Annotated in this window: 18 protein-coding genes; 9 read left to right on the forward strand and 9 right to left on the reverse strand. The window is 57.9% G+C overall.

Annotation, left to right across the window (positions count from 1 at the left end):
• Positions 1 to 118 precede the first annotated feature (118 nt).
• Entirely contained in the window at positions 119 to 2,347 is a 2,229-nt protein-coding gene (locus CPH65_RS01565; protein WP_096171837.1) for a transglycosylase domain-containing protein, read from the forward strand.
• Positions 2,348 to 2,464: 117 nt separating this feature from the next.
• Here CPH65_RS01565 and CPH65_RS01570 read toward each other — a convergent pair whose 3' ends face one another.
• The gene (locus tag CPH65_RS01570; protein ID WP_157747445.1) at positions 2,465 to 3,208 is read right to left on the reverse strand and encodes a M48 family metallopeptidase; all 744 of its coding nucleotides are present in this window, start codon (positions 3,206 to 3,208) and stop codon (positions 2,465 to 2,467) included.
• Between the two features lie 41 nt (positions 3,209 to 3,249).
• A complete protein-coding gene (locus tag CPH65_RS01575; RefSeq protein WP_096171839.1) occupies positions 3,250 to 5,034 on the reverse strand; it encodes an ABC transporter ATP-binding protein in 1,785 nt (594 codons plus the stop codon).
• A 406-nt stretch (positions 5,035 to 5,440) separates the two neighbouring features.
• On the opposite strand from CPH65_RS01575, the gene CPH65_RS23690 reads away from it, so the two are divergent.
• Complete coding sequence (locus CPH65_RS23690) at positions 5,441 to 5,686, forward strand: hypothetical protein (protein WP_157747446.1); 246 nt, start codon at positions 5,441 to 5,443, stop codon at positions 5,684 to 5,686.
• Entirely contained in the window at positions 5,670 to 8,408 is a 2,739-nt protein-coding gene (locus CPH65_RS01580; RefSeq protein ID WP_172891434.1) for a peptidoglycan-binding protein, read from the forward strand. Before CPH65_RS23690 ends, CPH65_RS01580 begins: the two co-directional genes overlap by 17 nt.
• Positions 8,409 to 8,507: 99 nt before the next feature.
• Here the strand turns inward: CPH65_RS01580 and CPH65_RS01585 are convergent, their stop codons facing one another.
• A complete protein-coding gene (locus tag CPH65_RS01585) occupies positions 8,508 to 9,359 on the reverse strand; it encodes a DeoR/GlpR family DNA-binding transcription regulator (protein WP_096171841.1) in 852 nt (283 codons plus the stop codon).
• A 269-nt stretch (positions 9,360 to 9,628) separates the two neighbouring features.
• Here CPH65_RS01585 and CPH65_RS01590 point away from each other — a divergent pair, with 269 nt between their 5' ends.
• Positions 9,629 to 11,245, forward strand: coding sequence for an FAD-dependent oxidoreductase (locus CPH65_RS01590; protein WP_096171842.1), 1,617 nt, complete (start codon positions 9,629 to 9,631; stop codon positions 11,243 to 11,245).
• A gap of 73 nt (positions 11,246 to 11,318) precedes the next feature.
• On the opposite strand, the gene glpK is transcribed toward CPH65_RS01590, so the two are convergent.
• On the reverse strand, positions 11,319 to 12,812 hold the full coding sequence (glpK, locus tag CPH65_RS01595) for a glycerol kinase GlpK (protein ID WP_096171843.1): 1,494 nt from the start codon (positions 12,810 to 12,812) through the stop codon (positions 11,319 to 11,321).
• A 798-nt stretch (positions 12,813 to 13,610) separates the two neighbouring features.
• Here glpK and CPH65_RS01600 point away from each other — a divergent pair.
• A complete protein-coding gene (locus tag CPH65_RS01600; RefSeq protein WP_157747447.1) occupies positions 13,611 to 14,978 on the forward strand; it encodes a DUF418 domain-containing protein in 1,368 nt (455 codons plus the stop codon).
• A gap of 45 nt (positions 14,979 to 15,023) precedes the next feature.
• Here CPH65_RS01600 and CPH65_RS01605 read toward each other — a convergent pair whose 3' ends face one another.
• The 5 genes from CPH65_RS01605 to CPH65_RS01625 form a co-directional block, all read right to left on the reverse strand.
• Complete coding sequence (locus tag CPH65_RS01605) at positions 15,024 to 16,439, reverse strand: glutamine synthetase family protein (protein ID WP_197703933.1); 1,416 nt, start codon at positions 16,437 to 16,439, stop codon at positions 15,024 to 15,026.
• A 66-nt stretch (positions 16,440 to 16,505) separates the two neighbouring features.
• Positions 16,506 to 17,324, reverse strand: coding sequence for an ABC transporter permease (locus tag CPH65_RS01610; protein ID WP_096171846.1), 819 nt, complete (start codon positions 17,322 to 17,324; stop codon positions 16,506 to 16,508).
• Positions 17,325 to 17,328: 4 nt separating this feature from the next.
• Positions 17,329 to 18,309 carry an ABC transporter permease subunit gene (locus CPH65_RS01615; RefSeq protein ID WP_172891435.1) on the reverse strand — a complete coding sequence of 327 codons (981 nt, stop codon included), beginning with the start codon at positions 18,307 to 18,309 and terminating at the stop codon, positions 17,329 to 17,331.
• Between the two features lie 3 nt (positions 18,310 to 18,312).
• Positions 18,313 to 19,479, reverse strand: a complete 1,167-nt coding sequence (locus CPH65_RS01620) for an ABC transporter ATP-binding protein (protein ID WP_096171847.1) — start codon at positions 19,477 to 19,479, stop codon at positions 18,313 to 18,315.
• A gap of 342 nt (positions 19,480 to 19,821) precedes the next feature.
• A complete protein-coding gene (locus CPH65_RS01625) occupies positions 19,822 to 20,931 on the reverse strand; it encodes a polyamine ABC transporter substrate-binding protein (protein ID WP_172891436.1) in 1,110 nt (369 codons plus the stop codon).
• Between the two features lie 180 nt (positions 20,932 to 21,111).
• On the opposite strand from CPH65_RS01625, the gene CPH65_RS01630 reads away from it, so the two are divergent.
• The 4 genes from CPH65_RS01630 to CPH65_RS01645 all read left to right on the forward strand — a co-directional run bounded on the left by CPH65_RS01630 (position 21,112) and on the right by CPH65_RS01645 (position 26,339).
• Positions 21,112 to 21,807 carry a GntR family transcriptional regulator gene (locus tag CPH65_RS01630; RefSeq protein WP_197703934.1) on the forward strand — a complete coding sequence of 232 codons (696 nt, stop codon included), beginning with the start codon at positions 21,112 to 21,114 and terminating at the stop codon, positions 21,805 to 21,807.
• A 197-nt stretch (positions 21,808 to 22,004) separates the two neighbouring features.
• A complete protein-coding gene (locus tag CPH65_RS01635) occupies positions 22,005 to 23,429 on the forward strand; it encodes a glutamine synthetase family protein (protein ID WP_096171848.1) in 1,425 nt (474 codons plus the stop codon).
• 114 nt (positions 23,430 to 23,543) lie between these two features.
• Entirely contained in the window at positions 23,544 to 24,935 is a 1,392-nt protein-coding gene (locus CPH65_RS01640; protein ID WP_096171849.1) for an aspartate aminotransferase family protein, read from the forward strand.
• A 63-nt stretch (positions 24,936 to 24,998) separates the two neighbouring features.
• Positions 24,999 to 26,339 carry an FAD-binding oxidoreductase gene (locus CPH65_RS01645; protein WP_096176163.1) on the forward strand — a complete coding sequence of 447 codons (1,341 nt, stop codon included), beginning with the start codon at positions 24,999 to 25,001 and terminating at the stop codon, positions 26,337 to 26,339.
• Positions 26,340 to 26,393: the final 54 nt, after the last annotated feature.

The raw sequence follows: 26,393 nt of genomic DNA on the forward strand, positions 1-26,393 counted from the left end.
ATTTGCCGTATTGTGGGGGCAAATCTCCCGCTGAAACCATCAGGATCCATGCCTTTGCCGCAGCCCAAACCCGAAGGCACACGGTAAAAGCACCAACCAAAGAGCCACCCGACAGCCCATGCCGCGTCAAACCCCTCCATCCCGCGCTCCCGGCGACATTCGCCTCAGCGAAGATGACCGCAGCCAACCTGCCCAGACCAAGAGACGGGCGAAAAAGCCGACCGGCGCAAAGAAAGGCGCTGGTGCAAAACGCACGCCTGCCAATGCCCGCAATGCAAAGAACGGCAATGGATCAGGCAATGGCGGAGGTCGTGGCAAGGGGCCTTCCAATGGATCTGGCAACGGCGGTCGCAGGAAAGGTGGTCGCAAACGGGGCCCCAAAAGCGGGTCGCTTCTGGGGCGCATGTTCCGTGTTGTTCGTGAGCTGGTCTACTGGCTGGTGATCGCCGGTCTTTGGGGCGGGATCATCGCGGGCTGCATCCTGTTGTGGTATGGCGCTCAATTGCCAAGATCGACCGACTGGCGCATTCCTGATCGTCCGCCCAACATCCAGATCGTCTCTCTTGATGGGGCGCTTGTGGCCAACCGGGGCGAAACCGGCGGGCAGAAGGTGCGCATCTCTTCGCTGCCGCCCTATCTCGTCGATGCGGTTGTCGCCATCGAGGACCATCGCTTCTATTCGCATTTCGGCTTTGATCCCATCGGCTTCACACGCGCCATGGTAACCAACATCGTTCGCGGGCGGTTGTCGCAGGGTGGCTCGACGCTGTCCCAGCAGCTTGCCAAGAACCTGTTCCTCGAGCACAAACGCACCATTGAGCGCAAGGTGCAGGAGCTGATCCTCGCGATCTGGCTGGAAACCAAGTTCAGCAAGGACGAAATCCTCGAGATGTATCTCAACCGGGTCTATCTGGGCTCTGGTGCAACGGGGGTCGATGCGGCGGCCCGAACCTATTACAACAAGCCGGCCTCAATGCTGACCCTGTCGGAGGCTGCAACCATTGCCGGGCTCTTGAAGGCCCCGTCCCGTTTGGCGCCCAACCGGCACCCGAAGGCAGCCCGTGCGCGCGCCAAACTGGTCCTGGCGGCCATGGCGCGGGAAGGGTTCATCACGCCCGAAGAGCAAAAACTGGCGCTGACACAATCGGTCAACACCGTGGCGCGCCATCGGGCCAGTTCGCTCAATTATATCGCTGACTGGGTGATGGAGCAGGTGCCCGATCTGGTGGGGGACATGAAAGAGGATCTGATCGTCGAAACCACCATCGACATGCGCATGCAGACCCTTGCAGAAACCGCAATCGCCGATGCCATCGAGGATCAGGGCAAGAAATATGGCGTCAGTCAGGGAGCACTCGTCTCGGCGACGCCTGACGGCGCTGTGCGGGCAATGGTTGGTGGCAAATCCTATCGCGAAAGCCAGTTCAACCGTGCGGTCAATGCCAAGCGACAGCCGGGCAGCTCCTTCAAGCCGTTCGTCTATCTGGCGTCGCTGGAGCGCGGCAACCAGCCCAACAGCCTGCGCGTTGACGAGCCGATTTCCTACAACGGCTGGACACCCCAGAATTACTCGAAAAAATACGTGGGTCAGATCACCCTGAGAAAGGCGCTGGCCCTTTCGATCAACACCATAGCGGCGCAGTTGACCTTCGAGGTCGGCCCGCAGCAGGTGGCCGAAGTGGCGCACCGGCTCGGCATCCATTCAAAGCTCAGTGACAATCTGTCGATCGCTCTGGGAACGGCGGAAGTCTCACCGCTCGAGATGGTTGGCGCCTATCTGCCCTTTGCCAACGGTGGCATACGAGCCAATCCCTATGTCATTCAGCGGATCGTCAACAAGGATGGCGAGGTTCTCTACCTCAAACCCAACATGCCCGGCCCTCGCGTGATCGAGCCGCAGATTTTGTCGATGATGAACTCCATGATGCAGGAGACCCTGATCTCTGGCACCGGCAAGAAAGCCCTATTGCCCGGACGGCCTGCAGGCGGGAAAACAGGCACGACGCAGAATTACCGCGATGCCTGGTTTGTCGGCTACACGGCGAACCTCGTAACCGATGTCTGGTTTGGCAATGACGATGGCTCACCGACCAAACATGCATCAGGCGGCAATATCCCGGCAGCAACATGGAAAAAGTATATGGTCGGCGCGCACAATGGCATGGTGATTGCCGGACTGCCCGGGGTCAGCGTTGAGCAATTGGCCGAGACCCGCCGGACCCTCGGTGGTGAGAAAAACCCGTGGATCAATCCCGACCTGTTGCCTGCGGATCAAACGCCGCCGACCGCCTCTGCGCCAGAGCCCAAGGAACGCAAGGGCTTCTTCTCGCGGCTGTTCGGAAACTAGAGCGCTTTGAAGATAAACCGGGTCACCGGTTTAGATTTAAACGCCATTTGTCAGTATGTTATTGCATTCTCGTGAACGAGTGTTCCCGAGAATTGCTCTAGTCAGGCACGGGCTGCCCTATTCGACACCGTAGGTGTGGAGCTGGCGTCCGTGCGTGCGCAACCACGCCTTGCCTTCCTCGAAGTCCGGGCAAAGCGCTTCGACATGTGCCCAGAAGCGTGCGGAATGGTTCATCTCGCGCAAGTGCGCGACTTCATGCGCAGCGAGATAATCCAGCACGAAGGGCGGTGCCATGATGACGCGCCATGAGAAGGACAGCTCGCGCGCCGAGCTGCATGAGCCCCAGCGGCTTGTGGTATCCTTGATGCGCAAGGAAGAAGGCTTGATGCCGATGGCGTCCGCATGACGATCAACCGCTTCGGTCAGGTCCGCTTTGGCTTCCTTCTTCAGCCAGTCGGTGACGCGCCTTTGCATATGCTGCCCCTGCCCGCTGACCATCAGGACATGCTCGCCATGCTGCTCAAGCAGACGAACCGTGCCGCGCGTCTGGCCCACATGCTGAAGGCGGTGGGGAACGTCGCGCACGGGAATGATGGCGCCATCTTCAAACGGCACATTGGGTTGCCGCAATCCCTGTTTCTCGATCAGCCAGTCCACATGGTTCTGGAGAAACTGTCCTATCTTGAGTGTGCTGACGCCCGGTGGACAGGTGGCGACCGGCTCGCCGGAGCGCGAGTCTAGCCGCAGGATCAGGCGACGTGCCCGTGCATTGTGCTTGAGCTTGACGTCAATGGGGCCGCTCTCGTGAGTAAGGCGGATCACCTTGGGCAGCGAAGCTGAAGCAGATCCGGATTTGCGCAAAGACGATATCTCCCGGCGGCACCTAGGGTGCGAGGCGGTCTCTATGTTTCAAATTGCAGTTTGACCAGATTGGCATAAAGCCCGTTCTGGCTGTTAAGCTCGGCGTGGGTCCCCTCTTCGGCCACCCGGCCCCCCTTGATCACACAGATCTTGTCTGCATTGCGGATCGTTGACAGCCGATGGGCGATCACGAGGGTCGTGCGTCCTTCGCTGAGACGATCGAACGCGGCCTGCACCTTGGCCTCGGATTCAGAATCAAGCGCGGACGTTGCCTCGTCAAGCAAAACAATCGGGGCATCCTTGATCATGGCTCGGGCGATGGCCAGCCGCTGCTTCTGTCCGCCTGAAAGCGAAGCGCCATTCTCGCCGATGGGGGTGTCATAACCGTTGGGCAAATTGGCGATGAACTCATGTGCGTTGGCGTTCCGGGCGGCTTCCTCGATCTGCTCGTCGCTGGCATCCTGACGGCCAAAGCGGATGTTATCCCGGATCGAGCCGGAGAACAGCATGGTATCCTGAGTCACCAGCGCGATGTGGGAGTTGAGCGAGGCGAGCGAACAATCCCGAAGGTCCGTGCCATTGATGCGCACGGCCCCTTTGGAGACATCGTGAAACCGCTGCACAAGCGCCATGATGGTCGACTTGCCGCCGCCCGACGGGCCGACAAGCGCCGTTGTTTTGTTGCCAGCGATGGTAAAGGACAGATCCGTCAGGACCGGTTCGTCGGGTGCATAGGAGAAGCTGACATCATCGAAAGTGATGGTGCCGTCTGTCACCTCGAGTTCACAGGCATCCGGGCGTTCGACAACCCGGCTCGGACGATCGAGAATCTCATACATCAGACGCACACCGACAAGGCCGCTTTCGAGCGCGACCTGAAGACGGCTCAAACGCTTGGCTGGATCATAGGCCAGAAGCAGCGCCGTCAAAAAAGAGATGAACTCACCCGGCGTCTGACCGCCAACAATGGTGCGCCAACCGCTGTAGAGAATGACCAGAGCAATGGCGAAGCCGCCCAGTGTTTCCATCAGGGGGCTCGTGCGGGCGCCCAGAGTGGCGATCTTGTTGGCACGCTGCTCGACGCCAGAGATGGCGTAGTCCATTCGGCTCGCCATCACGCTTTCCAGGCCGAAGGTGCGGATGATGCGAAATCCCTGTGCACTCTCCTGCATGGTCTGGGTGGTCTGGGTGAGCGATACGAACTGATCCTTGGCGATGCGTTTGACCCGGCGCACCAGCCGCGAGACGAAATAGATCGCGGGTGGCGCAACAAACAGGGCGATCAGAGACATCACCGGATCCTGTATGACCATCACAGCGACAAGACCGATGAGCGAGAGCAGATCACGCCCCAGACTGGTGACAATCATGTCCATCACGCCACGCGCCGCACCGGCATTGTGCGAAATACGCGTGATCAGCTCGCTTGACGGATATTCCTGAAAGAAATCGGCACCCTGCTGCATGAAATGGCGATAGAGCTTTCTTTGCAGATTGGCGACATTGGCATTGCCGATCCGGGCAAGGGTGGTGGCCTGCACGTAGGTGGCGAAGCCTTTGGTTATGAAGATCGCGGTGACCGCAAGTGAAATAAGCAGAACCTCGCTGAAGTCCTTGGAAATGAAAATCTCATTGACGATGTCGCGCATGATCCAGGCGCTGAGCGCGGTGGTCGCGGCAACAATCCCCATAAAGAAGAAGGCGAGGGCATAGCGCTTTGCGTAGAGATGGAAATTCTCTGACAGAAGTCGATAGACGAGATATCGCGAGGTGTCTGGATTTGAGAAAAATCGGCGCCATCTTTGGCGCAAGCGTTCGGCGTTCATGCCTGTCCTTAAGTCCGTTGCTTGCTGGCCTTGCTCAAGCGTTCCGTCGAGATATGGGCGCATCCAGCCCTTGACCTGTTGGCGCTTTGTTTATCGCTTTTTTACGGCAGATGAAAGACGCATTTTTCTCCTCCTCCGCAATTGATGGCCCTGCCCGCTGACCTGCGGCTCCCAAACCGCACGAAAGCAGTTCCTGAGGCAACTTGATCCCTTGTCCGTCAGGCCAAGTGAAATCGAGCCCGATTAGGGGTATGGTAGAGAAGAGAAGCGAAGGCAAGGTGCGTGCGGTTGATCATGAGATGACAAAAAACGCGACGGGATTAGAACCATCCGCGTCTTCGCGACGACCAACGTAGGTGACAGAAGGACGTTTCATACATCAATTTCACCAACAAGGAGTGGCACGATGCTCTCTTTCGTATCGCAAACATCCCGCCGCCGGGAACCGGTGCTCAGACGAACGAAGTCACGTCTGGTCCCCCTTCTGCTGGCAACAATTTCCCTTCACATCAGCGTTGGTCTCAGCCCCTCGTTGGCCCAGTCCGGCCCGATGACCAACGGCGAAAGCTTCCTCACGCGGTTCTCCGGTCTGGTCGACAATGGCATGGGCCTGCCCCCCCGATCCCCAAGGGGTTGTGGGATCGATCTATGATGTCAGCCAGCCTGCCGCCGAGGCAATGGGACAGAAGCTTGGCTCGATCATCAGCCGGTTCGACATTCTGGCCTCCGATGTCGGGCAGGTCTTCGGCATTGCCCTTGATCCGGAAACCTCTGACATCTATCTGTCGGCCAGCTCGGCCTATGGCCTGTTCCGAACCGCAGACAACAGCGACTGGGCAGATGGCATGTGGGGGCCGGGTGGCGGACCGGGCACCATCTGGCGTCTGCGGGCCGAAACCGGCTATACACCGGAAATCTTCACCGATATCAATCTCGAAGGCCGAACCAACACGGGTGCCTCTCTTGGCAACATCGCCATTGATAGCCAGAACCGGCAGCTTTTCGTCACGGATCTGGAAAGTGGCAAGATCCACCGTCTGTCCCTTGAGGATGGTATGGAACTTGGACGCTACGATCATGGCGAAACCGGCCGCAGCAACTTCATTGATCAGACAGAGCTGGGCGAGGCCGGTCTTGCTCCCGTCTCTTTCAATCCCGGTACAGCAGCGCTCGTTGACACCTGCCCGTTTGGCATCTTTGACGAAACGCCGGGGTGCTGGAACTTTGCCGATTTCCGGCGCCGTGTCTTTGGTGTCGCCGTTCGCAAGGATGTGCAGACCGGGGCAAACCGGTTGTTCTATTCTGTCTGGGGCTCTCAGGGCTTTGGTCATCCGGCTTGGGCTGCAGCCAGTCCGTCGGAGAAACAGAATTCACTCTGGTCGATCGGCCTGATGCCCGATGGCAGCTTCGATTCGAGCGATATTCGGCGCGAGGCGCTGGTTCCCGAGTTCTTCACCGATCCGACCGACAGTGCCAGCAAGGGACCCAGCCATGCGGTCGCCGATCTTGCCTTTCCCGCCTGTCGCAAACCGGACAGTCTTCTGGTTGCCGAGCGCGGCGGCATTCGGACAACTGGGCTTGGCGGGTTGACACCACCGACCCATGAGAATGAATCCCGCCTGTCCCGCTTCACCCTCGAAGACACCGGCCAATGGTCTTATGATGGCTCCTTCGAGGTGGGCTATCCCAAGCGGGCAACCGATCCAGAGGCTCGCGCCAACACAGCAGGCGGCGTGACCTTCGGCTATCGCTATGACGCAACCGGGCTTATCGATACCAACCAACCTGATGCGTTCATCTGGACGAGTGGCAATCAACTCTGCAAGGCAGGCGTTCCGTGCTTTGATCCGTCCACTGGCGATTTCAGCGACTTCAGCGAAGTCGATGGCATGCAAGGGTTCCCGGCCACCTCACCCACTGGCCAGTTCGGCGGCACATCCGCAGCAGCCGTTGTGCCCACCACCTCCTATATGATCGATGCGGATAGTGATTTCATCACAGCCAAACAGGGTGAAATCGGCGATATCGAAGTTCTGCAGCGCTGCGATCCTGTCGATTTTGCCGAACCGTCCTTCCCGCCGCCACCGCCACCGCCACCACCGCGGCAGCCATCCGACGACTTCTTCGATCTGGAATTGACCAAGCGGCATCCCGGCGGCGCCTGCAAGGTTGGGCAATCCTGTCCGTTTATCATCGAGATCACCAATGTGGGGTCAACGGACTTCAATGGGCCGCTTTATGTCTCCGACAAGCTTCCGGCTGGCACCATCTTTGACAGTGTCGACCCAGCGTGGAACTGCTCGGCAGCGGGGGTCAAGGTGGATTGCTACCATCCACCAGTGTTCCTTGCACCGGGCGACAGTGTTGATCTGTTCATGAAGGTTCATCTGCCACCAGCACTAAGCAAGAAGAGACGAATCCGCAACTGTGCGGGCATCAAATGGATGATGACCGTGCCGCTGACCAATGTTGAAATCCAGAAGGCCCTGTCTCTGGCAGGCTATGCGGTTGGTCCAATTGACGGTGTGCTCGGTGCGATGTCCAAAGCCGCAATCAAGCAATTCCAGTTGGACAATGGCCTTGCGCCGACCGGCCACGTCAACAATGCCTTCTTCGCCGTGCTGTTTGGCGGTGATTGGGGCAATGGCGACATCAATCCTGCCAATGACAAGGATTGCGCAACCGTTCCGCTTCGTGCGACCTGTGCCATCAATGGCATGGTTGGTGACTGGCCCGATTGCCGTCCGCCGCGTCGGCCATGCCCGCAAGGCTGGATCGGTGACTATCAGCCCAATTGTAAACGCCCGATTATCATTCCCGCGCCAACCTGCGCAAGCAAGGGGCTGGTCGGAAAATGGCCAAACTGCCGCCCGCAACGGGCCCGTTGCCCCAAAGGCTGGATCGGCAAGTATCAGCCGAATTGCAAGCGTCCGGTGATCAAGCCAAGACCATCTTGCGCCAGCAAAGGCATGATCGGCAAATGGCCGAACTGCAAGCCGCGGCGCGCCCGTTGCCCCAAAGGCTGGATCGGCAAGTATCAGCCGAATTGCAAACGCCCGGTGATCAAGCCAAAACCAACTTGCACCAGCAAGGGCATGATCGGCAAATGGCCAAACTGCAAGCCGCGGCGCGCCCGTTGTCCCAAAGGCTGGATCGGCAAGTATCAGCCGAACTGCAAGCGCCCGGTGATCAAGCCGCAACGCCCAAGTCTTGCGCCCAAGAAGCCAGTGGTGCGTCCCCATCTGGCACCGAAGCCCGCGGTCAAACGGCCAAGCCTGGCACCCAAACGCCCGATCAAGCGCCCGTCCAAGCGCCCATCAAAGCGCCCCACCAACTGTCAGAACAGCATGGTGCCGCAGAAAGGGTGCCGGTAATCCGGCGCTGAAGACCGAACGATACCAGCCCTCTCCCACATCGGGAGGGGGTGTTTTTTAGATCGACAGAGTTATCCGGAGAGGCGTTGGTCGGGTGCGTCAGATGTCGTCATCAAGCTCGGGCTCGATCTTGGTAATCCCGGGAAAGCGATCACTGGCGACGTGAACGGCGATGTTGGAATCGGCCAGCAGTTCCGCATAGGGGGCGTCCGGCATCTGGTCAATGAACAAACCGTCTAGATCCGCCAGATGTCCCAGCTTGACCATTGCGCGCCGCCCGAATTTCGTGTGATCGGTCGCCAGATAGACCGTGCGGGAGTTTTCCATGATGGCTTCAGCCACCCGGACCTCGCGGTAGTCGAAATCAAGCAGCGTGCCATCCTCATCGATGCCCGAAATACCAACGATGCCGAAATCGACCTTGAACTGGTTGATGAAGCCGATGGTTGCTTCGCCCACGACCGCCAGATCGCGCGCGCGAACCCGGCCCCCGGCAATGGTGATTTCGAAATCCTCGCGCTGACTGAGCAGCGAGGCGACGTTGATGTTGTTGGTAACGACACGCAGGTTCTTGTGCCCCATCAGGGCTGCGGCGACGGCCTCGGCGGTGGTGCCGATGTTCAGGAATAGCGATGCACCATCGGGGATATGCTCCGCCACCATTTGCCCGATGTGCTCCTTCTGGTTCTTCATCAACTCGCGGCGACGACTGTAGTCGACATTGCGCGTGTTGGAGACCAGACTTGCCCCGCCGTGATAGCGGCGCAGGATGCCTTGATCACACAGAAGCTTGATGTCGCGACGAATGGTCTGGGGTGTCACGTCGTAGTCCGTGGCCAGATCATCAATGCTGACGAAGCCCTCGGCCCGTGCCTTCTCGACAATCAGGGTCTGGCGCTGGTTCAGCCCCGATTGTTCGGATCTGATCCCTTCATCTGTCTTGATGTGCATTCTGGTCTCCGACTCACTCACAAACGAACAGGAAAATGATAATGGATGAAAAGAGTCGAGCATAGAGGAATGGCCGATTTTCTTTTCACCAAGCCGACCATGGCCACTTTTCTTTTTCGAATGTTTATTTTCATATTTATTCGTTTTCGTTTTCGGTTGAACATTTTTTGCGAAAATGGTATGAAAAATCCAACAAGCGCGAACTGAAACGAACGTGCTCACGCACGTTTGGCACAGACTGACTTCGCCAACAATCCACGAGGCGCATCATGAGATCCGAGACTCTTGCAAAACTCCGCGAGGAGACCCCATTCGACCTTCTGATCATCGGGGGTGGAGCGACCGGCTGCGGCCTTGCCCTTGATGCAGCGACGCGGGGCTTGCGCACCGCCATGGTCGACCGCTACGACTTTGCCGAAGGCACATCGGGCCGCAGCACCAAGTTGCTGCACGGCGGTGTGCGCTATCTGGAAGCAGCGGTCAAAAAACTCGACAAGGCCCAGTATAATCTCGTCAAGGAAGCCCTGCACGAGCGTGGCGCGGCGCTGAAGAACGCGCCGCATCTGTCCCGTCCCTTGCCCCTCATTACGCCGCTCTATTCATGGTTTCAGGTGCCCTACATGTTCACGGGCCTCAAAATGTATGACTGGCTGTCGGGCAAAATGAACATCGGAAAGTCAAAGCTGATCAGCGCGGCCGAAGCCAAGCGGCGGTATCCGATGCTGAAATCCAAGGGCCTCAAAGCCTGCGTGCTCTATTATGACGGCCAGTTTGTCGATACGCGCATGGTCGTGTCGCTCGCCATGACCGCAGAACGCGAAGGGGCGGTGGTGGCCAACCATGTCGAGGTGGTGGATCTGTTGCATGATGAAAGCGGCAAGCTCACGGGCGCCACGCTCAGGGATCGCGTCACAGATGACAGCTGGAATATCAAGGCCAAGAAGATCATCAACGCCACTGGTCCCTTTGCCGATGGCATTCGCAAGATGGACCATCGCACAGCCGACCCGATCCTCAAGGTCAGCTCCGGCATCCACCTCATCGTCGATGCGGATTTTGTCCCGCCCGACGGGGGCCTCCTGATCCCGCAGACTGATGATGGCCGCGTGCTCTTCATTCTGCCGTGGCAAGGTCAGGCCCTGATCGGAACGACGGACAACATGACGGAGGTCACCGATCACCCGGAAGTGGATGAAAAGGATATCGACTATCTGCTCGATTATGTGCATCGCTACTTTGATGTGAAACTGTCGAAGTCCGACGTGCGCTCGTCCTGGTCGGGCATTCGTCCACTGGTCTTCGATCCGGACGCCAAGGACACGGCCGAACTGGCCCGCGACCACGTCATCATCGAGGATGAATCCGGTCTTGTGACAATCTCGGGCGGCAAATGGACCACCTACCGGTTCATGGCCGAGCAGGCCCTTGATAAGATCGTCGCGGACGGTTCCTATCCGGCAGCCAAACCCTGCAGCACCCACGACATGAAGATCCTCGGTGCCGACAATTATTCGGAAAGCACGGTCAACGAATTGGTCGACAGCTATGGCCTGCCTGCGGATGTGGCCGATCATCTCAACCACAATTACGGCGACCGCAGCACCGAGGTGGCCAAACTGGCCAAGGAGAAGGGGCTCGATGCGCGGCTATGCAGCCGGTATGGCGTCATCGAGGCCGAAGTGCTCTATACGATCGAGAAGGAAGCCACCGTTCATGCGATGGACTTCCTTGTGCGCCGGACGACCCTCGCCCTCATCGACAAGGCGGCAGCGGAAGAGGCTTTGCCGCGAGTGATCGAGTTGATGGCCGAGGCGCTTGGCTGGGATGACGTGCGCAAGGCAACCGAAGTCTCCATCGCCAAAGAGCGCTTCGCCAAGGCTCTCTAGACGTCTAGAGGACGAATAGAACTGAAAAGGGCACCGACTGGTGCCCTTTTTAATGCGCGCTGATGTTTGAAAGCTACTTGAAGGCCATGGTCGCCTTGACCGCCTTTTGCCAGCCCTCATAGAGCCGATCGGCTTCTTCTGCCTCCATGGTGGGATCGAAATAGCGATCGACACCGAAATTCTTGACCACATCTTCCTTGCTTTCCCAGAAGCCGACCGCAAGTCCGGCTAGATAGGCCGCACCCAAAGCTGTGGTCTCGAAACACATGGGCCGCTCAACGCGCGCTTGCAGGAAATTGGCCTGAATTTGCAACATGAGCACATTGGCGACAGCGCCGCCATCAACGCGCATCTTGTCGAGCTTGATGCCCGAATCCGCCTCCATCGCCGCAAGCACATCGCGGGTCTGATAGCATAGGGCTTCCAGCGTGGCGCGAATGAAATGCTCCTTGGTGGTGCCGCGCGTCAGGCCAAAGAAGGCACCGCGCACTTCAGAGTCCCAATAAGGTGCGCCAAGGCCAACAAAGGCCGGAACCATATAGACGCCTTCGGAGCTGAGAACACGGGTTGCATAGAGCTCGCTGTCGCGGGATTCCCGGAACATCCTCAGACCATCCCGAAGCCACTGAATGGCGGATCCGGCAGCAAAGATGGAGCCTTCAAGCGCATAGGTAATCTCGCCGTCGATGCCCCATGCGATGGTGGTGAGCAGGCCATTCTCGGATTTGACGGCCTTTTCACCGGTGTTCATCAGGAGGAAGCAACCGGTGCCATAGGTGTTCTTTGCCATGCCTTCGGTGAAGCAGGTCTGGCCAAACAGCGCGGCCTGCTGATCGCCCGCCATGCCCGAGATCGGGTATTCATGACCCTGAAAGGCCGCCTTGTCGGTCGTGCCATAGACTTCGGAGGAATTGCGCACCTCGGGCAACATGGATTTGGGGATCGTCAGATGCTCGAGCAATTCGTCATCCCACTTGAGATCATAAATATTGTAGATCATCGTGCGGGATGCATTGGTATAGTCGGTGACATGGACCTTGCCGCCGGTCAGTTTCCAGACAAGCCATGTGTCGATGGTGCCAAACAGCAGATCGCCCTTCTCGGCTTTCTCGCGTGCGCCTTCGACATTGTCGAGAATCCACTTGACCTTGGTGCCGGAGAAATAGGCGTCCACGAGCAGACCGGTCTTCTCGCGAAACAGGGTGTCGACGCCCTTTTCCTTCAGCTCGTTGCAGACATCCATGGTCTGGCGGGACTGCCAGACAATCGCATTGTAGACCGGCATGCCGGTATGCTTGTCCCAGACCACCGCGGTTTCGCGCTGGTTGGTGATGCCAACACAGGCGATTTCCTCGGGATTGATGTCCGGGCTGGACAAGGCTTCGGCGACGACGGACTGGACGGAGGACCAGATTTCGATGGCATTGTGTTCGACCCAACCGGGCTTGGGGAATATCTGGGTGAATTCTTTCTGAGTGACCTGAACGATCTCGCCCTTCTTGTTGAACAGGATCGCGCGGGAACTGGTCGTTCCCTGGTCAATCGAGAGAACATACTTCTTTTCCATACCTTATCTCCATCCCTCTTCTCGGGTCGACGGACTGCTGATGCCCGTGTCTTGCGGCCTCGAGCAACGTTGCCTTTCTCCCAGACAGGCATCGGGCTCCCAGACAGGCATCGGGGTCGCCGGATCACGTCGCATCTTGCGGTTTCAAACCAGAACAGGTTCAGTCATTTTGTCCCGCAGCACAAGCGTGCCAGTCACCACTCGCGACCGTCCCTCGGGGTCAGCAGCCTTACACTTCAGATTTTCGTTTGAAAATTATGTTCCGTGGCACCGCAAAATGCAATGAAAGAATGTTCACATTCGAAAATTTCACTCTTCATAATTGTTGCTAACTGTTCGTATCATCAAAAATATCCGCCCGATTTGTTCGGAACAGAACCAATCTACAGCAGCAAAGCTTCATCTTGCCCGTGATAAACAAGCGGCTCCCTGACGGGTCTTTCCCCCATCTTGCGGGCGTCGTCAGATCAAGCCGGGCCGGACAGTACCCGCCAGTCAGATCTGGCCGCGTTGCTGGTGCAAAGATGACTTTTTTTGTTGCCAAAAAGCAGCTTTTGCAGCATAGGACCTTTGCGATCCCGTGTACATGATCGCTTGGGTTTCCCGATCTGCCCCAAAGTAAAGAATGCAGTCGGGTTTCGGAGACAATTGAATGCGTCCCTTGCCTTTCGCTGCGGCTGAGCGCTGCCGCCTGCGCGCGTGTGCGCCTGCGCCCGAAACCCTCACGGTTCGGATCTCCAAAGATCCCTTCGATGACCGTGATCTCTTTTCCCAGTCCAAATGCGGATGCACCGCACGATGAGCGCGGCCAGCTTGCCCGGCACGGCAGCACCGGTCAGTGTTGCTCTGCCTCAGGATGAAGCCCGCAGCCGGATCATGGTGATGGACGTTCTGCGCGGCTTTGCGGTGTGCGGCATCCTGTTCCGCAACGTCTTCGCGTTCGGCATTCCGGCGATGGCCTATTCTCTGCCCACGATCTGGAGCGGACACGAACCGGTCGAGATTGCCTCTTGGGCCTTTGTCGAGATGTATGTCGATGGCACCATGCGGGCGCTGTTCTCCCTGCTGTTCGGGGCCAGTGCGATGCTGCTTTTGACCCGGGTCACCAGCAACCCGCTGGGACAGGTTGATCGCTATTACCGACGCCTGATGTGGCTGATGGTCTTCGGGCTTTTTCATTCCTATGTGCTTTTGTCGACGTTCGACATTCTCTTCGTCTACGGGCTGTTGGGATTGCTTTTGTTCCCACTTCGCAATCTCAGCGCCAAGGCCCTTCTGGCGATGGCATTCCTTGGCATGGTGATTTCGGCCATCGTTTCGGAGGTGGCCTTCGAGGTGACCACCAAGGGCGATACCAGCCTGCCGGCCAGCATCGAAACCATCCTTGAGGATGCGCAGGATGGCGACGGGGTTGACCTTGACCAGTTCGCGACGCCATCCGAAGGGGAACAGGCCCCCGGCACCGAGGCGGCCGAGGAAAAGGAACTGAGCTACGAAGAGGCGATCAGCACCTACATTGCGCCGCAGTGGATCGAAGAAATCACCGCCCGTCAGGATGGCTATATCCTCAATGTGCTCTCCTTGGCCGAGGTCAGTGTGGCCAACCATTCGCATGAACTCTACACGTCGCACTTTACCGATGTCGGCATCCTGCTTCTCATCGGCATGGCCTTTTTCAAGCTTGGGATTGTCACAGGCCAGCGCTCGACCCGCTTCTATGTTGTCATGCTGATATGCGGCTATGGCATCGGCCTCTCGGTCAATGGGGCTGAGACCTGGGCGGACTATCTTTTGGTCAGCGAGGGAATGGAAGCGCCCCGCTGGGCCGGTTTCACCTATGATCTTGGACGCATCGCGACCGCGTTCGGCCATCTTGCCTTGCTTGTTCTGTTGGTCCGGGTGACTCTGTTCAAGGCTGTGACGAGCCTGTTTGCAGCGGCAGGACGGATGGCTCTGACCAACTATCTGCTGCAGACCATCGTGTGCGTCACCCTTTTCTTCGGCTTCGGCTTTGGCCTTTATGGCGAATTCCGCCATTCAGAATTGTTGCTGATCGCGCTCTGCATCATTTGCGTTCAGCTTGTCGGATCAAGGATCTATCTCGAATTCTTCGCGCAGGGGCCGGCGGAATGGCTGTGGCGGCGGCTGGTTGCCATCGGCTCCTGAGCGAAGGAAAAGCGGAGGCATCTTCTGATGTCTCCGCTTTTGCTGTCAGACCGTGCGCAGGTAAGACCGGCACTCAAAATCCGTGATGGTTGCGGCGACGATCTGTTCCTCGGCTTCGCGCGAGCGGGTGTAGCAGAGGTGAAAGTCATGGCCGAACTGGTCTTCGGCCCAGTCAGACGCACCGAAGCGCGCAATAGCCTCCTGCCAGATCGGCGACAGAGGCTTCATCTCGTCCAATTGTTCGAGCGTTTCAACAGGTGCTCCGGGATCACAGGCTTTCTCGAAGCCCGTCAGGGTACCAGCCAGTATTGAGGCAATGACCAGATAGGGGTTGGCATCCGCGCCGGCAACCCGATGCTCGAAGCGGGCAGCAGGACCATGGGCAGAAGGCACCCGAATGGCAACCGCCCGGTGATCATAGCCCCAACAGGGCGTTGTCGGCGCGTAGCTGTCGGGCTGGAACCGGCGGTAGCTGTTGGCGTGGGGCGCGTAGAGGATCTGGCATTCGCGCATGGTCTCGATCATGCCGCCGATGGCGTGGCGCAGGGTGTCGTTGGCTTCATTCTCACGCGCACCGGAGAAAATATTCGTTCCGCTGCCATCCAGCACAGACATATGCACGTGAAAGCCATTGCCGGTGGTGTGTGCATAGGGTTTGGCCATGAAGGTGGCGTCCATGCCGTGTTTGCGGGCGATGTTGCGCACCACCCGCTTGAACAGCATGCAGTGATCGGCGGCATCAAGGGCGCTCGGCACATGCTTCAAATTCATTTCGAACTGGCCGGGGCCGAATTCGGAAATGGTGGTCTCAGCGGGAATATTCTGGATCAGACAGGCGTCATAGATCTCGGCGAGCAACGGCTCGAAAGCGGCGATCACATCCATGTTGTAGACCTGACTGCCGGTGAGCCGCTCTCCAAGCCCCGGCACCATTGGTCCTTGCGGATGGCCCGTTGGGGTGGTTTCCGCATCAATGAGATAGAATTCGAGCTCGGTCGCAACGACCGGTGTCAGGTCCATTTGCCCGAAACGCGTCTGCAAGCGTGACAGGGTCGAGCGGGTGTCATAGCCGCAATCCTCGCCGGTCACGATGTCTGTCATGGTGACCAGCACCTGCGCGGTCGGCTCGGACGCCCATGGCACCATGGTGAGTGTTCCGGGCACCGGCATGCAGATGCCGTCCGGATCGCCCTTCTCCAGCGCGATGCCAACGGCGGGGACATCATCACCCCAGATGTCGAGCGCAGCGGTGGAGCGCGGCAGGCGAACCGCTCCGTCAGCAAGCTTGGGCAGCATGTCGGCGGGTAACCATTTGCCCATCAGCGTGCCGCAAAAGCGTGGCAGCAGGATCTCGACTTTCACCAGATCGGGATGCGCGGCCAGAAAGGCTTCGGCCTCAGCGCGGAAGGCTTTTGCCTGCTGTTTGTTGTCGTTGCTCGTCAACATGTCTTTATCATTCATTTCAATTCGCGCCAGACGTCAACAGGTGGCTGGTCGCAAGAAGAGGATAATCCTGATGGATCGGTTTCAAACGGTTGCCACGGCGGCGCGTTCCTCGCGTTTGCGGCGCACCTCGCGACGCTTGGTCAGGAGAGAGGCTCCTATCACACCGGTCGAGACCAGAACAACAAGGATTGTCGAAAGGGCGTTAATTTCAGGTGTGACCCCCAGCCGGACCTGAGAATAGATCTTCATGGGCAGGGTTGTCGCGCCGGGACCGGAGGCAAAGGAGGCAATCACCAGATCATCCAGCGACAGGGTGAAGCTCAACAGCCACGCAGATACGACGGCAGGCAGGATGATGGGAAGCGTGACTTGAAAGAAGGTGCCAAGCCGTGAAGCCCCCAAATCCATGGCCGCTTCCTCGAGCGACATGTCGAAGGTGACCAGACGCGAGGAGACCACCACCGCCGAGTAACACATGGAAAAGGTGACATGGGCAAGGGTGATGGTCCAGAAGCCCCGGTCAAAGCCGATGGAGACGAACAGCAACAACAGGGACAGGCCGGTGATCACTTCGGGCATCACAAGGGGGGCATAGACCATGCCCGAAAACAGGGTCTTACCGGGAAAACGCCCGGCACGGATCAGCACCAGCGCCGCCATGGTGCCCAAAACGGTGGCCAGCGAGGCAGAGAGGAAGGCGACGCGGAAGGTAACCCACGCCGCATCCATGAAGCCATCGTTGGCAAAGACTTCAGCGTACCATTTGGTCGAGAAGCCACCCCAGACGGTGACCAACCTGCTCTCGTTGAAGGAGAAGATCATCAACAGGAGGATCGGCAGGTAAAGAAAGGTGAAGCCGAGCGTCAGGGCGGTGATGTTGAAGAGACCAAAGCGTTTCATGGCGTCATGCCCCCTTTTCCTGTTCTTTTTCCTGCATGCGCTGGAACAGGACGATTGGCACCACCAGCAAGAGAAGCAGGATCACCGCCACCGCAGAAGCCACCGGCCAGTCCCGGTTGGCGAAGAATTCCACCCAGAGCGTCTTGCCGATCATCAGCGTATTGGAGCCGCCGAGCAAATCGGGGATGACGAACTCTCCCACCGCCGGGATGAAGACAAGAAAGCAGCCCGCAATCACGCCGGGCAGAGACAGGGGCACCGTGATCACCCAGAAAGCCTTGAAGGGGGAGCTGCCCAGATCTGTTGCTGCCTCGAGCAGGGAATCGTCGAGTTTTTCCAGCGCTGAGTAGAGCGGCAGAACCATGAACGGAAGGTAGGAATAGACAATACCGATATAGACAGCGGTGTCCGTGTTGAGAATGGTCAGAGGTTCATCAATGATGCCCAGATGCAAAAGCGCAAGGTTAAGCAATCCCTCCTTTTTCAGGATGCCAATCCACGCGTAGACGCGAATGAGGAAGCTGGTCCAGAAAGGAAGGATGATCAGCATCAGCAATGTTGGGCGCCATTCACTGGGCGCGCGGGCCATGGAATAGGCAACGGGATAGCCGATGACAAGCGCCAGAAAGGTCGAGATCAAGGCGATCTTGAGACTGGAGAGGTAGCTTCTCCAATAGAGATCATCCTCCATCAGCCAGGTGAAATTCTCCAGATCAAGCTGGCTGATCAGATCCTTGATGCCCGTCCAGCCTTTCGCCCAATCGAAGGTCGGGGTGTAAGGCGGCATGGCGATGGCCATGTCGGAGAGAGAAATCTTGACCACGATGATGAACGGCACCAGAAACAGCGCCAGCAGCCACAGATAAGGCACGGTGATCAGAAAGCAACGCCCCCAGTTGTTCGGCAAGGCAAGGCGGCGCGGTGTTTTCTTCGGTCCCGGATCTCCGGCGGGTGCCATGGCGGCAGTTTCGGTGACATCTGTCATGGTTCAGCCCTCCAGCAGAACGCAGGCACCGGCCCGCCAATGGACAAAGACCTCATCGTCCCACGTGATGCTGCGGTTGCGCAGATGCTCCAGATTGGCTTCCTGCGACTTGATGATCTGGCCATCCTCGGTTTTGACGTGATAGGTCGAGATGTTGCCGGTATAGGCGATGTCGAGCACCGTTCCCTTGAGGATATTGTGGGTGTCGGTGGGCATATCCCTCGAAATGCGAACCTTTTCGGGGCGCACCGCGATCCAGTTTTCGGCACCTATTGCCGGGCATGGGGCGTCTGGCTTCAGCCTCACCTTGAGCGGAGCGTAATCCTCATGCCATGCAAGCTCGATGATGTCGCTTTCGCTCTCGTTACACCCCTTGATGCGCCCGCCGATGATGTTGACGTCGCCAAGGAAGTCCGCGACATAGCGGCAGTTGGGATTTTCGTAGATATCGCGCGGCGTCGAGACCTGAACCAGCTTGCCCTGCTCCATCAGGGCGATGCGGCTGGCAACCGTCATCGCTTCTTCCTGATCGTGGGTGACGATCACAAAGGTGAGGCCGAGCTGTTCCTGAATGGTCATCAATTCGAACTGGGTCTGTTCGCGCAGTTTCCGGTCAAGCGCGCCGAGCGGCTCGTCCAGCAACAAAAGCTTGGGTTTTTTGGCCAATGAGCGGGCGAGGGCCACGCGCTGGCGCTGGCCACCGGAAAGTTGATGGGGCTTTCGCTTGGCGAAGGGCTTCAATTGAACGAGGGTCAGCATTTCCTCGACGCGATCGGCGATCTCAGCCTTGGGGCGCCCTTCCTGCTTGAGACCGAAGGCGATATTCTTCTCAACGCTCATATGGGGAAACAGCGCGTAGGACTGGAACATCATGTTGACCGGCCGGTGATGCGGCGGGATGTCGGTGAGATGTTGCTGCCGCAGCATGATTGAGCCTGAGGTGGGCTGCTCGAAGCCCGCCAGCATCCGCATCAGGGTTGTCTTGCCGCATCCGGAGGGACCGAGAAGAGCGAAGAATTCGCGTTCGTAGATTTTCAGGTTGAGATTGTCGATAGCGGTGAAATCGTCAAATTTCTTGGTGACGGCATCAAACCGGATCAACGGTTTTTCATCGGGATCATCCCAAGGCGCAAAGGGACATCCGGATCCTGCAGTGGGGGAACCATTCATATCAGGTCAACTCTCGCTCAATACATCGCCCCATCCCTGACCGTCGGTCGCGGTGTTTGCATGTGGCGGTGGTCCCATCGTGCCGTCTTTTCAACCGGATATCAAATTACGCGCCCCTTCAGTGCATCGGGATCATGTCAGCCAAAGGGTGCGAACGGTTGGGCCAGTCAGACCGAATAGGCCTGACGCGGCTAAGGCAGAGAGATATTTATCAATTCGATTATGGCAATCTGGCCGGGCAGTCTGCACTTGAACGATGCCAATCTGCCCGGCTGTGTCTTGTTTTTTACCCATCGCTGAGCGCGACATGGCGCGCCGGAGTTAGGGTCCGTTGCAGGCGCCTTACTGGCCGGACTTGATCCGGGTCCAGGTCCGGGTCACGATGCGCTGGATCTTGGGCGGATAGGGCCGGTGCACGAACAGCTTGGCGGTGGTTTCAGCATCGGGATAGACCGCCGGGTCGCTGAGCAGTTCATCATCGAGCAGCTTTTGAGACGCAAGGTTGCCGTTGGCGTAGAAGACATAATTTGATGCCTTGGCGATCACCTCGGGTCGCATGATGAAGTCAAGGAACAGGTGCGCGCCTTCGACATTTTTCGAGTCTGCCGGAATCGCCATCTGGTCAAACCACATCTGCGCCCCTTCCTTGGGGATGATATAATTGACTTCGACGCCGTTGTCGGCTTCGGCAGCACGGTCACGAGCCTGAAAGACGTCGCCGGACCAGCCGATGGCCAGACAGATGTCGCCGTTGGCCAGCGCATTGATATATTCCGACGAGTGGAATTTCTGAACATAGGGCCGGATCGAAAGGAGCAGCTCCTCGGCAGCCTTGATGTCATCGCGATCATGGCTGTTGGGATCCTTGCCCAGATACATCAGCGTGATCGGAATGATCTCCGTGGGCGCGTCAAGAATGTGGATGCCGCAATCCTGAAACTTCTTGGCATTTTCAGGCTTGAAGATCATGTCCCAGGTGTTGAGCGGCACATCGCCCATGCGCTCCTTTGCAGCGGCGACATTGAAGCCGACACCGGTGGTGCCCCACAAATAGTTGATGGAATATTCGTTGCCCGGATCATATTCGGCGGTGCGCTCGGAGACGACATCCCACATGTTCTTCAGGTTCGGAAGCTTGGATTTGTCGAGTTTCTGGAACACACCGGCCTGAATCTGCCGCTGCAAAAAGGTGCCGGTGGGCACAACGACGTCATAGCCGGTGGAGCCGGCCAGCAGCTTGGTCTCAAGAACTTCGTTGGAATCGAAGACATCATAGACGACCTTGATGCCCGTTTCCTTTTCGAAATCGGAAATGATCTCCTCGTCGATATAATCCGACCAATTGTATACATGGAGTTCGCCGCCTGCGGCCATGGTCATACTCGTTGCAGCCAGTAACGATGCCATGGTGAGTGCGGTTTTGGAGTAAAGCTTGCGTGCTTTGCCTGCCATTGACTAGGTCCCCTTCACTCTATCGGGATATGTTGTGATTGCAGTGGGCTATTGTGGCCCGAATAAATTTTTGTTTATTATTGGAAAATTTGATCACAAAATTTTCCGAACCGCAAGCCTTTTCAATCAGAAACCTTTTGCTTGATCCTCTTGCACGGCTATAACGGGAACATGAGAAGAGTGGAATCAGACACGGACCAGAACACTGAAAATTTCCTTGTTACCGAGGCCGAGGTGGCATCCACTGCGCCGCAGACTGCGCATGAGAGGATCTATCAGTCGCTGCGCGAACGGCTCCTTTTCGGCGGTTTTCTTCCGGGCAAGGCGGTGACCTTGCGGGGTCTTGCGGAGGATCTTGACGTCAGCCCGATGCCCGTTCGCGAAGCCGTGCGTCGCCTGATCGCGGAAGGCGCGCTGGAAAGCCATGGCAATCGACGGGTGTCAATTCCCGCCATGACCGCCAAGCGCTATCAGGAAATCAATCTCACCCGCTCTCTTCTAGAGCCGGAACTGGCCGAAATGGCGCTTCCCCATATCGAAACCGCGCATATCGAGCAGCTCGTCGAGATTGATCTGGCCATTGATGTCTGTTTGGAAAATGGCGATATTGAAGGCTATATGCGCGGCAATCATGCTTTTCATTTTGCGCTCTATGATGCCGCCAGATCCAATGTCATCGCCCGGCTGGTCGAAAGCGTGTGGATGCAGTTTGGCCCCTTCATGCGCCTCATTTATGGCCGGCATGGCACCGCAAACCTCATTGATCAGCACAAACAAGCCATCGAGGCGCTGCGCCACCGCGATGCGGCTTCCTTGCGCATGGCAATCCACGAGGATATTCATCAAGGCATGCTCTTTATAGGTGATGATATCTGAGTTGCATGCTCATCAAAAACGCACGATCCGCCGGAGCCGTAGCCGATTGCCTGTCATTCTGCATGCAATCAAACCGCAGTCGACCACGGGCGTGCTTTCAATTTGTGATCACAAATTTTTCTTGCTTTGTGATCCCCTCCTGACTTAAGCTCAACGGCAGTTGCAGTTCCGCTTGCTGCTCCTCAATAGGTAATCAGATGCCAGATCCCAAAGACACAGACAGCCCCTTTTCCAATGTGACCCTGAAAGGGGGACGCGGACGCAGTTATCATGTGCCCCAGACCTCGGAAGACGTCCACGAATGGATGCGCCAGCGCGGTATCGACGAGGTTGAATGCGTGGTGCCCGACATCGTCGGTATTGCACGCGGCAAGGCCATGCCCGCCTCCAAATTCTCCGGCCTGTCTCCGACCTACCTGCCCTCCTCGATCTTTTTCCAGACCATCACCGGCAATTATATCGAGATGGAAGACCGGCAGGATTTCATGATGGAGCGGGACATTCAGCTCGTCCCCGACCTTTCCACCTTGCGCGCGGTCCCTTGGGCGAACGACCCGACGATGCAGGTCATCCACGATCTTTATGATCTGGATGGCAATCTGGTGGAGCTTGCCCCGCGCAACGTTTTGCGGCGGGTTATGGGCGGGTTCGAGACCATGGGCTGGAAGCCTGTTGTCGCACCTGAACTTGAATTCTATCTGACCAAGCGCAACACCGACCCGGACTATCCGCTGGAGCCGCCGGTTGGCCGCTCCGGGCGCCAGTCTGTCGGACGTCAGGCCTATTCCATCGCCGCCGTTGATGAATATGACCGCGTCATCGAGGACATTTATGATTTTGCCGACGCGCAGGGGCTGGAGATCGATACGGTCATTCAGGAAGGCGGTGCTGGGCAGCTTGAGATCAACCTCATTCATGGCGATCCGGTCGATCTTGCCGACCAGATCTTTGTCTTCAAGCGGTTGATCCGCGAGGCCGCGTTCCGGCACGACTGCTATGCAACCTTCATGGCCAAGCCGATGGATAACGAACCGGGCAGCGCGATGCATATTCACCAGAGCCTGGTGGATGCGAAAACCGGAAGGAATGTCTTTTCCAACGAAGATGGCACGGCAAGTGAGCTGTTTTATGAGTTCCTTGGCGGGCAGCAGAAATATCTGCCGGATGCCATGAGCATTTTCGCCCCTTATGTGAACAGCTACCGGCGTCTTCTGGCCGGGGATTCGGCTCCGATCAACCTTGAATGGTCAATCGACAACCGCTCGGTGGGGCTTCGCATTCCCAATTCAGGACCGGAGGCCCGCAGGATCGAGAACCGCCTTGTGGGGGCAGATACCAATCCCTATCTCGCGATTGCGGCCAGCCTTGCCTGTGGCCTGCTCGGTATCATGAACAAGGACAAGCCCAAGCCGCAATTGCAACACCATGCCCACCACATGCCCTTCAGCCTGCCGCGCTCGGTGCATCATTCGCTGGGGCGGCTTGAAAAGAACACGCAGCTGCACGATCTGCTTGGACCAGATTTCGTCAACGTCTATTCGAAGATCAAGCTCGATGAATCAGAGGAATTCAATCAGGTCATCAGTCCCTGGGAGCGCGAGCACCTGCTGCTGACCGTGTGATACACACCCATTCCGATTTCGGATTTCCGCCCGCCAATCCTTTCAGCCAAGCCCCTTAAAAGGGCCCTGTTCGCCGATCCTGCAAGGAAGCGGCGCATTCAACGGGAGACGACAATGACTTTCATGGCCAATCTGCCGCCGACCGCAGAGCTGCAGCAAAAGGATGCGGCCCATCACCTGCATCCCTTCACGGATACCGCCGAACTCAATGCCAAGGGTGCCCGCGTCATCACGCGGGCCGACGGGGTCTATCTGCATGATAGCGACGGCAAGAAGTATCTGGACGGCATGGCTGGCCTGTGGTGCGTCAATGTCGGCTATGGCCGCAACGAGATCATGGAAGCGGCAATGCGGCAAATGCAGCAGCTGCCCTACTACAACACCTTCTTCCAGACCACCCATCCGCCTGTCATCGCGCTGTCGGAAAAACTCACCTCGCTCGCCCCGCCGCATATCAATCATGTCTTCTTTGCCGGGTCCGGCTCTGAGGCCAATGACACCGTGTTTCGCATGGTGCGGCACTATTGGGCGACGCTCGGCAAACCGGAAAAGCAGGTCATCATCGGCCGCAAGAACGGCTATCACGGCTCGACCGTGGCTGCGACCTCTCTTGGCGGCATGACGGCAATGCACAAGCAGGGCGGTCTACCGATCCCCGGCGTCACCCATATCGACCAGCCCTACTGGTATGGCGAAGGAGGCGACATGGATCCGGACGAATTCGGCCTGATGCGCGCACGCCAGCTTGAGGCGGAGATCGACCGCATCGGCGAAGACAAGGTTGCCGCCTTCATTGCCGAGCCCATTCAGGGTGCAGGCGGTGTGGTGATCCCGCCCGAGAGCTACTGGCCGGAAATCCAGCGCATTTGCGACGAACGGGACATTCTGTTGGTGGCCGATGAGGTCATTTGCGGCTTTGGCCGAACGGGGAAATGGTTTGGCAGCGACACTTACGGGATCAAGCCTGATCTGATGACCATCGCCAAGGGGCTATCGTCCGGCTACCTGCCGATTGCCGGAGTTCTTGTCTCGGACCGGGTTGCCGAAGGGCTGGCCGAAGGCGGCGAGTTCTATCACGGCTATACCTATTCGGGCCATCCGGTGGCTTGCGCCGCAGCGCTGACCAATCTGGAAATCCTTGAGGGTGAGGGGATTGTTGAAGGTGTACACGACCGAGCTGCGCCCTATCTTGCGGAGAAATGGAGCCAGCTGGGGGATCATCCTCTGATCGGTGAGGCCCGCTCCAAGGGACTGGTGGCGGCTCTCGAACTGACACCGGACAAGGCGGCACGGGCCCCGTTCGCCGCCGCCAAGGGAACTGCCGGGCTGATCTGCCGCGAGCATTGTTTCAACAGCGGGCTGGTGATGCGCCACGTGGGCGACACCATGATCATCTCGCCGCCCCTCGTCATCAGCAACAGCGAGATCGACGAATTGGTGACCAAGGCTGAACAGGCGCTCGATCTTGCGCTAGCGGAGCTCAAGGCCCGCGATCTTTTAAAGTAGACCAATCAATTTGCAAGGGCGGTGCTGATGCCCGCCCTGCCAGCCATCCCAGATAGGTGGAACATGAGTCTGAGCAGTCCCAAGGGTGGATTTCTCCACAGCAACGACAAACAGGGCACCTACCCCGACAGCTATTATGCTGCCACGGCGACGCCGCACGCGGTCCTGCCGTCTCTTGAGGGCGACCAATCCTGCGACATCTGCATCGTGGGTGGCGGCTACGCGGGCCTGTCGTCGGCGCTTCATCTGGCGCAAAAGGGCTACAAAGTCATCGTGCTGGAGGCCCACCGGGTGGGCTGGGGGGCTTCTGGCCGCAATGGCGGGCAGGTTTGCACTGGCCAGCGCCTTGATCAGGATGCGCTGGAATCCATGGTCGGCAAAGATGAAGCCCGCGCCTTGTGGGACATCTCGGTCGATGGCATCCAGATGGTGCGCGATCTGATCGAGACGCATAATATCGACTGCGATTTCAAACCCGGCACCCTGCATGTGGACCACAAGCCCCATTATGCACAAGAATCCCGCGCCTATGTCGACAAGCTCCATGCTAAGTATGGCTATGATCGGATCCGCTACGTGGATCAGGCCGAAGCACGAGAGATGGTGGGGAGCAACGCCTATTACGGCGGCATGCTGGATGACCTGTCCGGCCATCTGCATCCGCTCAATTACGCCCTCGGCCTATCAACTGCGGCGCAAGAAGCCGGTGCGGTGATATATGAGAATAGCGAGGTCGCCTCGGTCAAACGCGGGGCCAAGGTCACGGTTCAGTGCGCCCGGGGCAGTGTCACTGCTGATCATCTCATCCTTGCCTGCAACGGCTACATCGAAAATCTGATGCCAAAGGTCGCCGCACGGGTGATGCCGATGAACAATTACATCATCGCGACCGAGCCTTTGAGCGAAGAGCTAGCGCGCGAATTGATCCGCGATGATGTGGGCGTTGCGGACAGCAAGTTCGTTGTCAATTATTACCGGCTGTCGCAGGACCGGCGGCTGCTGTTTGGCGGCGGCGAGACCTACAGCTTCAAATTCCCTCAGGATATCAAATCCTTCGTTCGCCAACCGATGCTCGATATTTATCCGCAACTGAGGGATGTCCGCATCGATTATGGCTGGGGCGGCACCTTGGGGATCACGGTCAACCGCATGCCGTATTTCTCGAAGATCAACAAGAATATCGTCAATGCCAGCGGCTTCTCCGGTCACGGGCTGGCGATTGCCACCATCGCAGGGCAGATATTGGCGGATCTGATCGACGGGCAGGCAAGCCGGTTTGACACGATGGAGCATGTCCCGACCTATCCCTTCCCCGGCGGACGACACATGCGCCACGCCCTGCTTGTTATGGCCATGCTCTACTACAAGATGCGCGACAGGATCGGCACGCCCGCAAGGCCATGATCAGAGAAACAAAAAGGGGCCGGAAGGCCCCTTTTCTTATGCTATAATTGGCTT

The organism is Cohaesibacter sp. ES.047 (genome assembly GCF_900215505.1).
Classification (GTDB): Bacteria; Pseudomonadota; Alphaproteobacteria; order Rhizobiales; family Cohaesibacteraceae; genus Cohaesibacter.

Excerpts from the sequence above, each read along its gene's own strand:
- CPH65_RS01565 (WP_096171837.1), top strand. The coding sequence starts at position 119 with ATGCCGCGTCAAACCCCTCCATCCCGCGCTCCCGGCGACATTCGCCTC.
- CPH65_RS01575 (WP_096171839.1), bottom strand. The coding sequence starts at position 5,034 with ATGAACGCCGAACGCTTGCGCCAAAGATGGCGCCGATTTTTCTCAAAT.
- CPH65_RS23690 (WP_157747446.1), top strand. The coding sequence starts at position 5,441 with ATGCTCTCTTTCGTATCGCAAACATCCCGCCGCCGGGAACCGGTGCTC.
- CPH65_RS01585 (WP_096171841.1), bottom strand. The coding sequence starts at position 9,359 with ATGCACATCAAGACAGATGAAGGGATCAGATCCGAACAATCGGGGCTG.
- CPH65_RS01590 (WP_096171842.1), top strand. The coding sequence starts at position 9,629 with ATGAGATCCGAGACTCTTGCAAAACTCCGCGAGGAGACCCCATTCGAC.
- glpK (WP_096171843.1), bottom strand. The coding sequence starts at position 12,812 with ATGGAAAAGAAGTATGTTCTCTCGATTGACCAGGGAACGACCAGTTCC.
- CPH65_RS01600 (WP_157747447.1), top strand. The coding sequence starts at position 13,611 with ATGAGCGCGGCCAGCTTGCCCGGCACGGCAGCACCGGTCAGTGTTGCT.
- CPH65_RS01605 (WP_197703933.1), bottom strand. The coding sequence starts at position 16,439 with ATGAATGATAAAGACATGTTGACGAGCAACGACAACAAACAGCAGGCA.
- CPH65_RS01610 (WP_096171846.1), bottom strand. The coding sequence starts at position 17,324 with ATGAAACGCTTTGGTCTCTTCAACATCACCGCCCTGACGCTCGGCTTC.
- CPH65_RS01615 (WP_172891435.1), bottom strand. The coding sequence starts at position 18,309 with ATGACAGATGTCACCGAAACTGCCGCCATGGCACCCGCCGGAGATCCG.
- CPH65_RS01620 (WP_096171847.1), bottom strand. The coding sequence starts at position 19,479 with ATGAATGGTTCCCCCACTGCAGGATCCGGATGTCCCTTTGCGCCTTGG.
- CPH65_RS01625 (WP_172891436.1), bottom strand. The coding sequence starts at position 20,931 with ATGGCAGGCAAAGCACGCAAGCTTTACTCCAAAACCGCACTCACCATG.
- CPH65_RS01635 (WP_096171848.1), top strand. The coding sequence starts at position 22,005 with ATGCCAGATCCCAAAGACACAGACAGCCCCTTTTCCAATGTGACCCTG.
- CPH65_RS01640 (WP_096171849.1), top strand. The coding sequence starts at position 23,544 with ATGACTTTCATGGCCAATCTGCCGCCGACCGCAGAGCTGCAGCAAAAG.
- CPH65_RS01645 (WP_096176163.1), top strand. The coding sequence starts at position 24,999 with ATGAGTCTGAGCAGTCCCAAGGGTGGATTTCTCCACAGCAACGACAAA.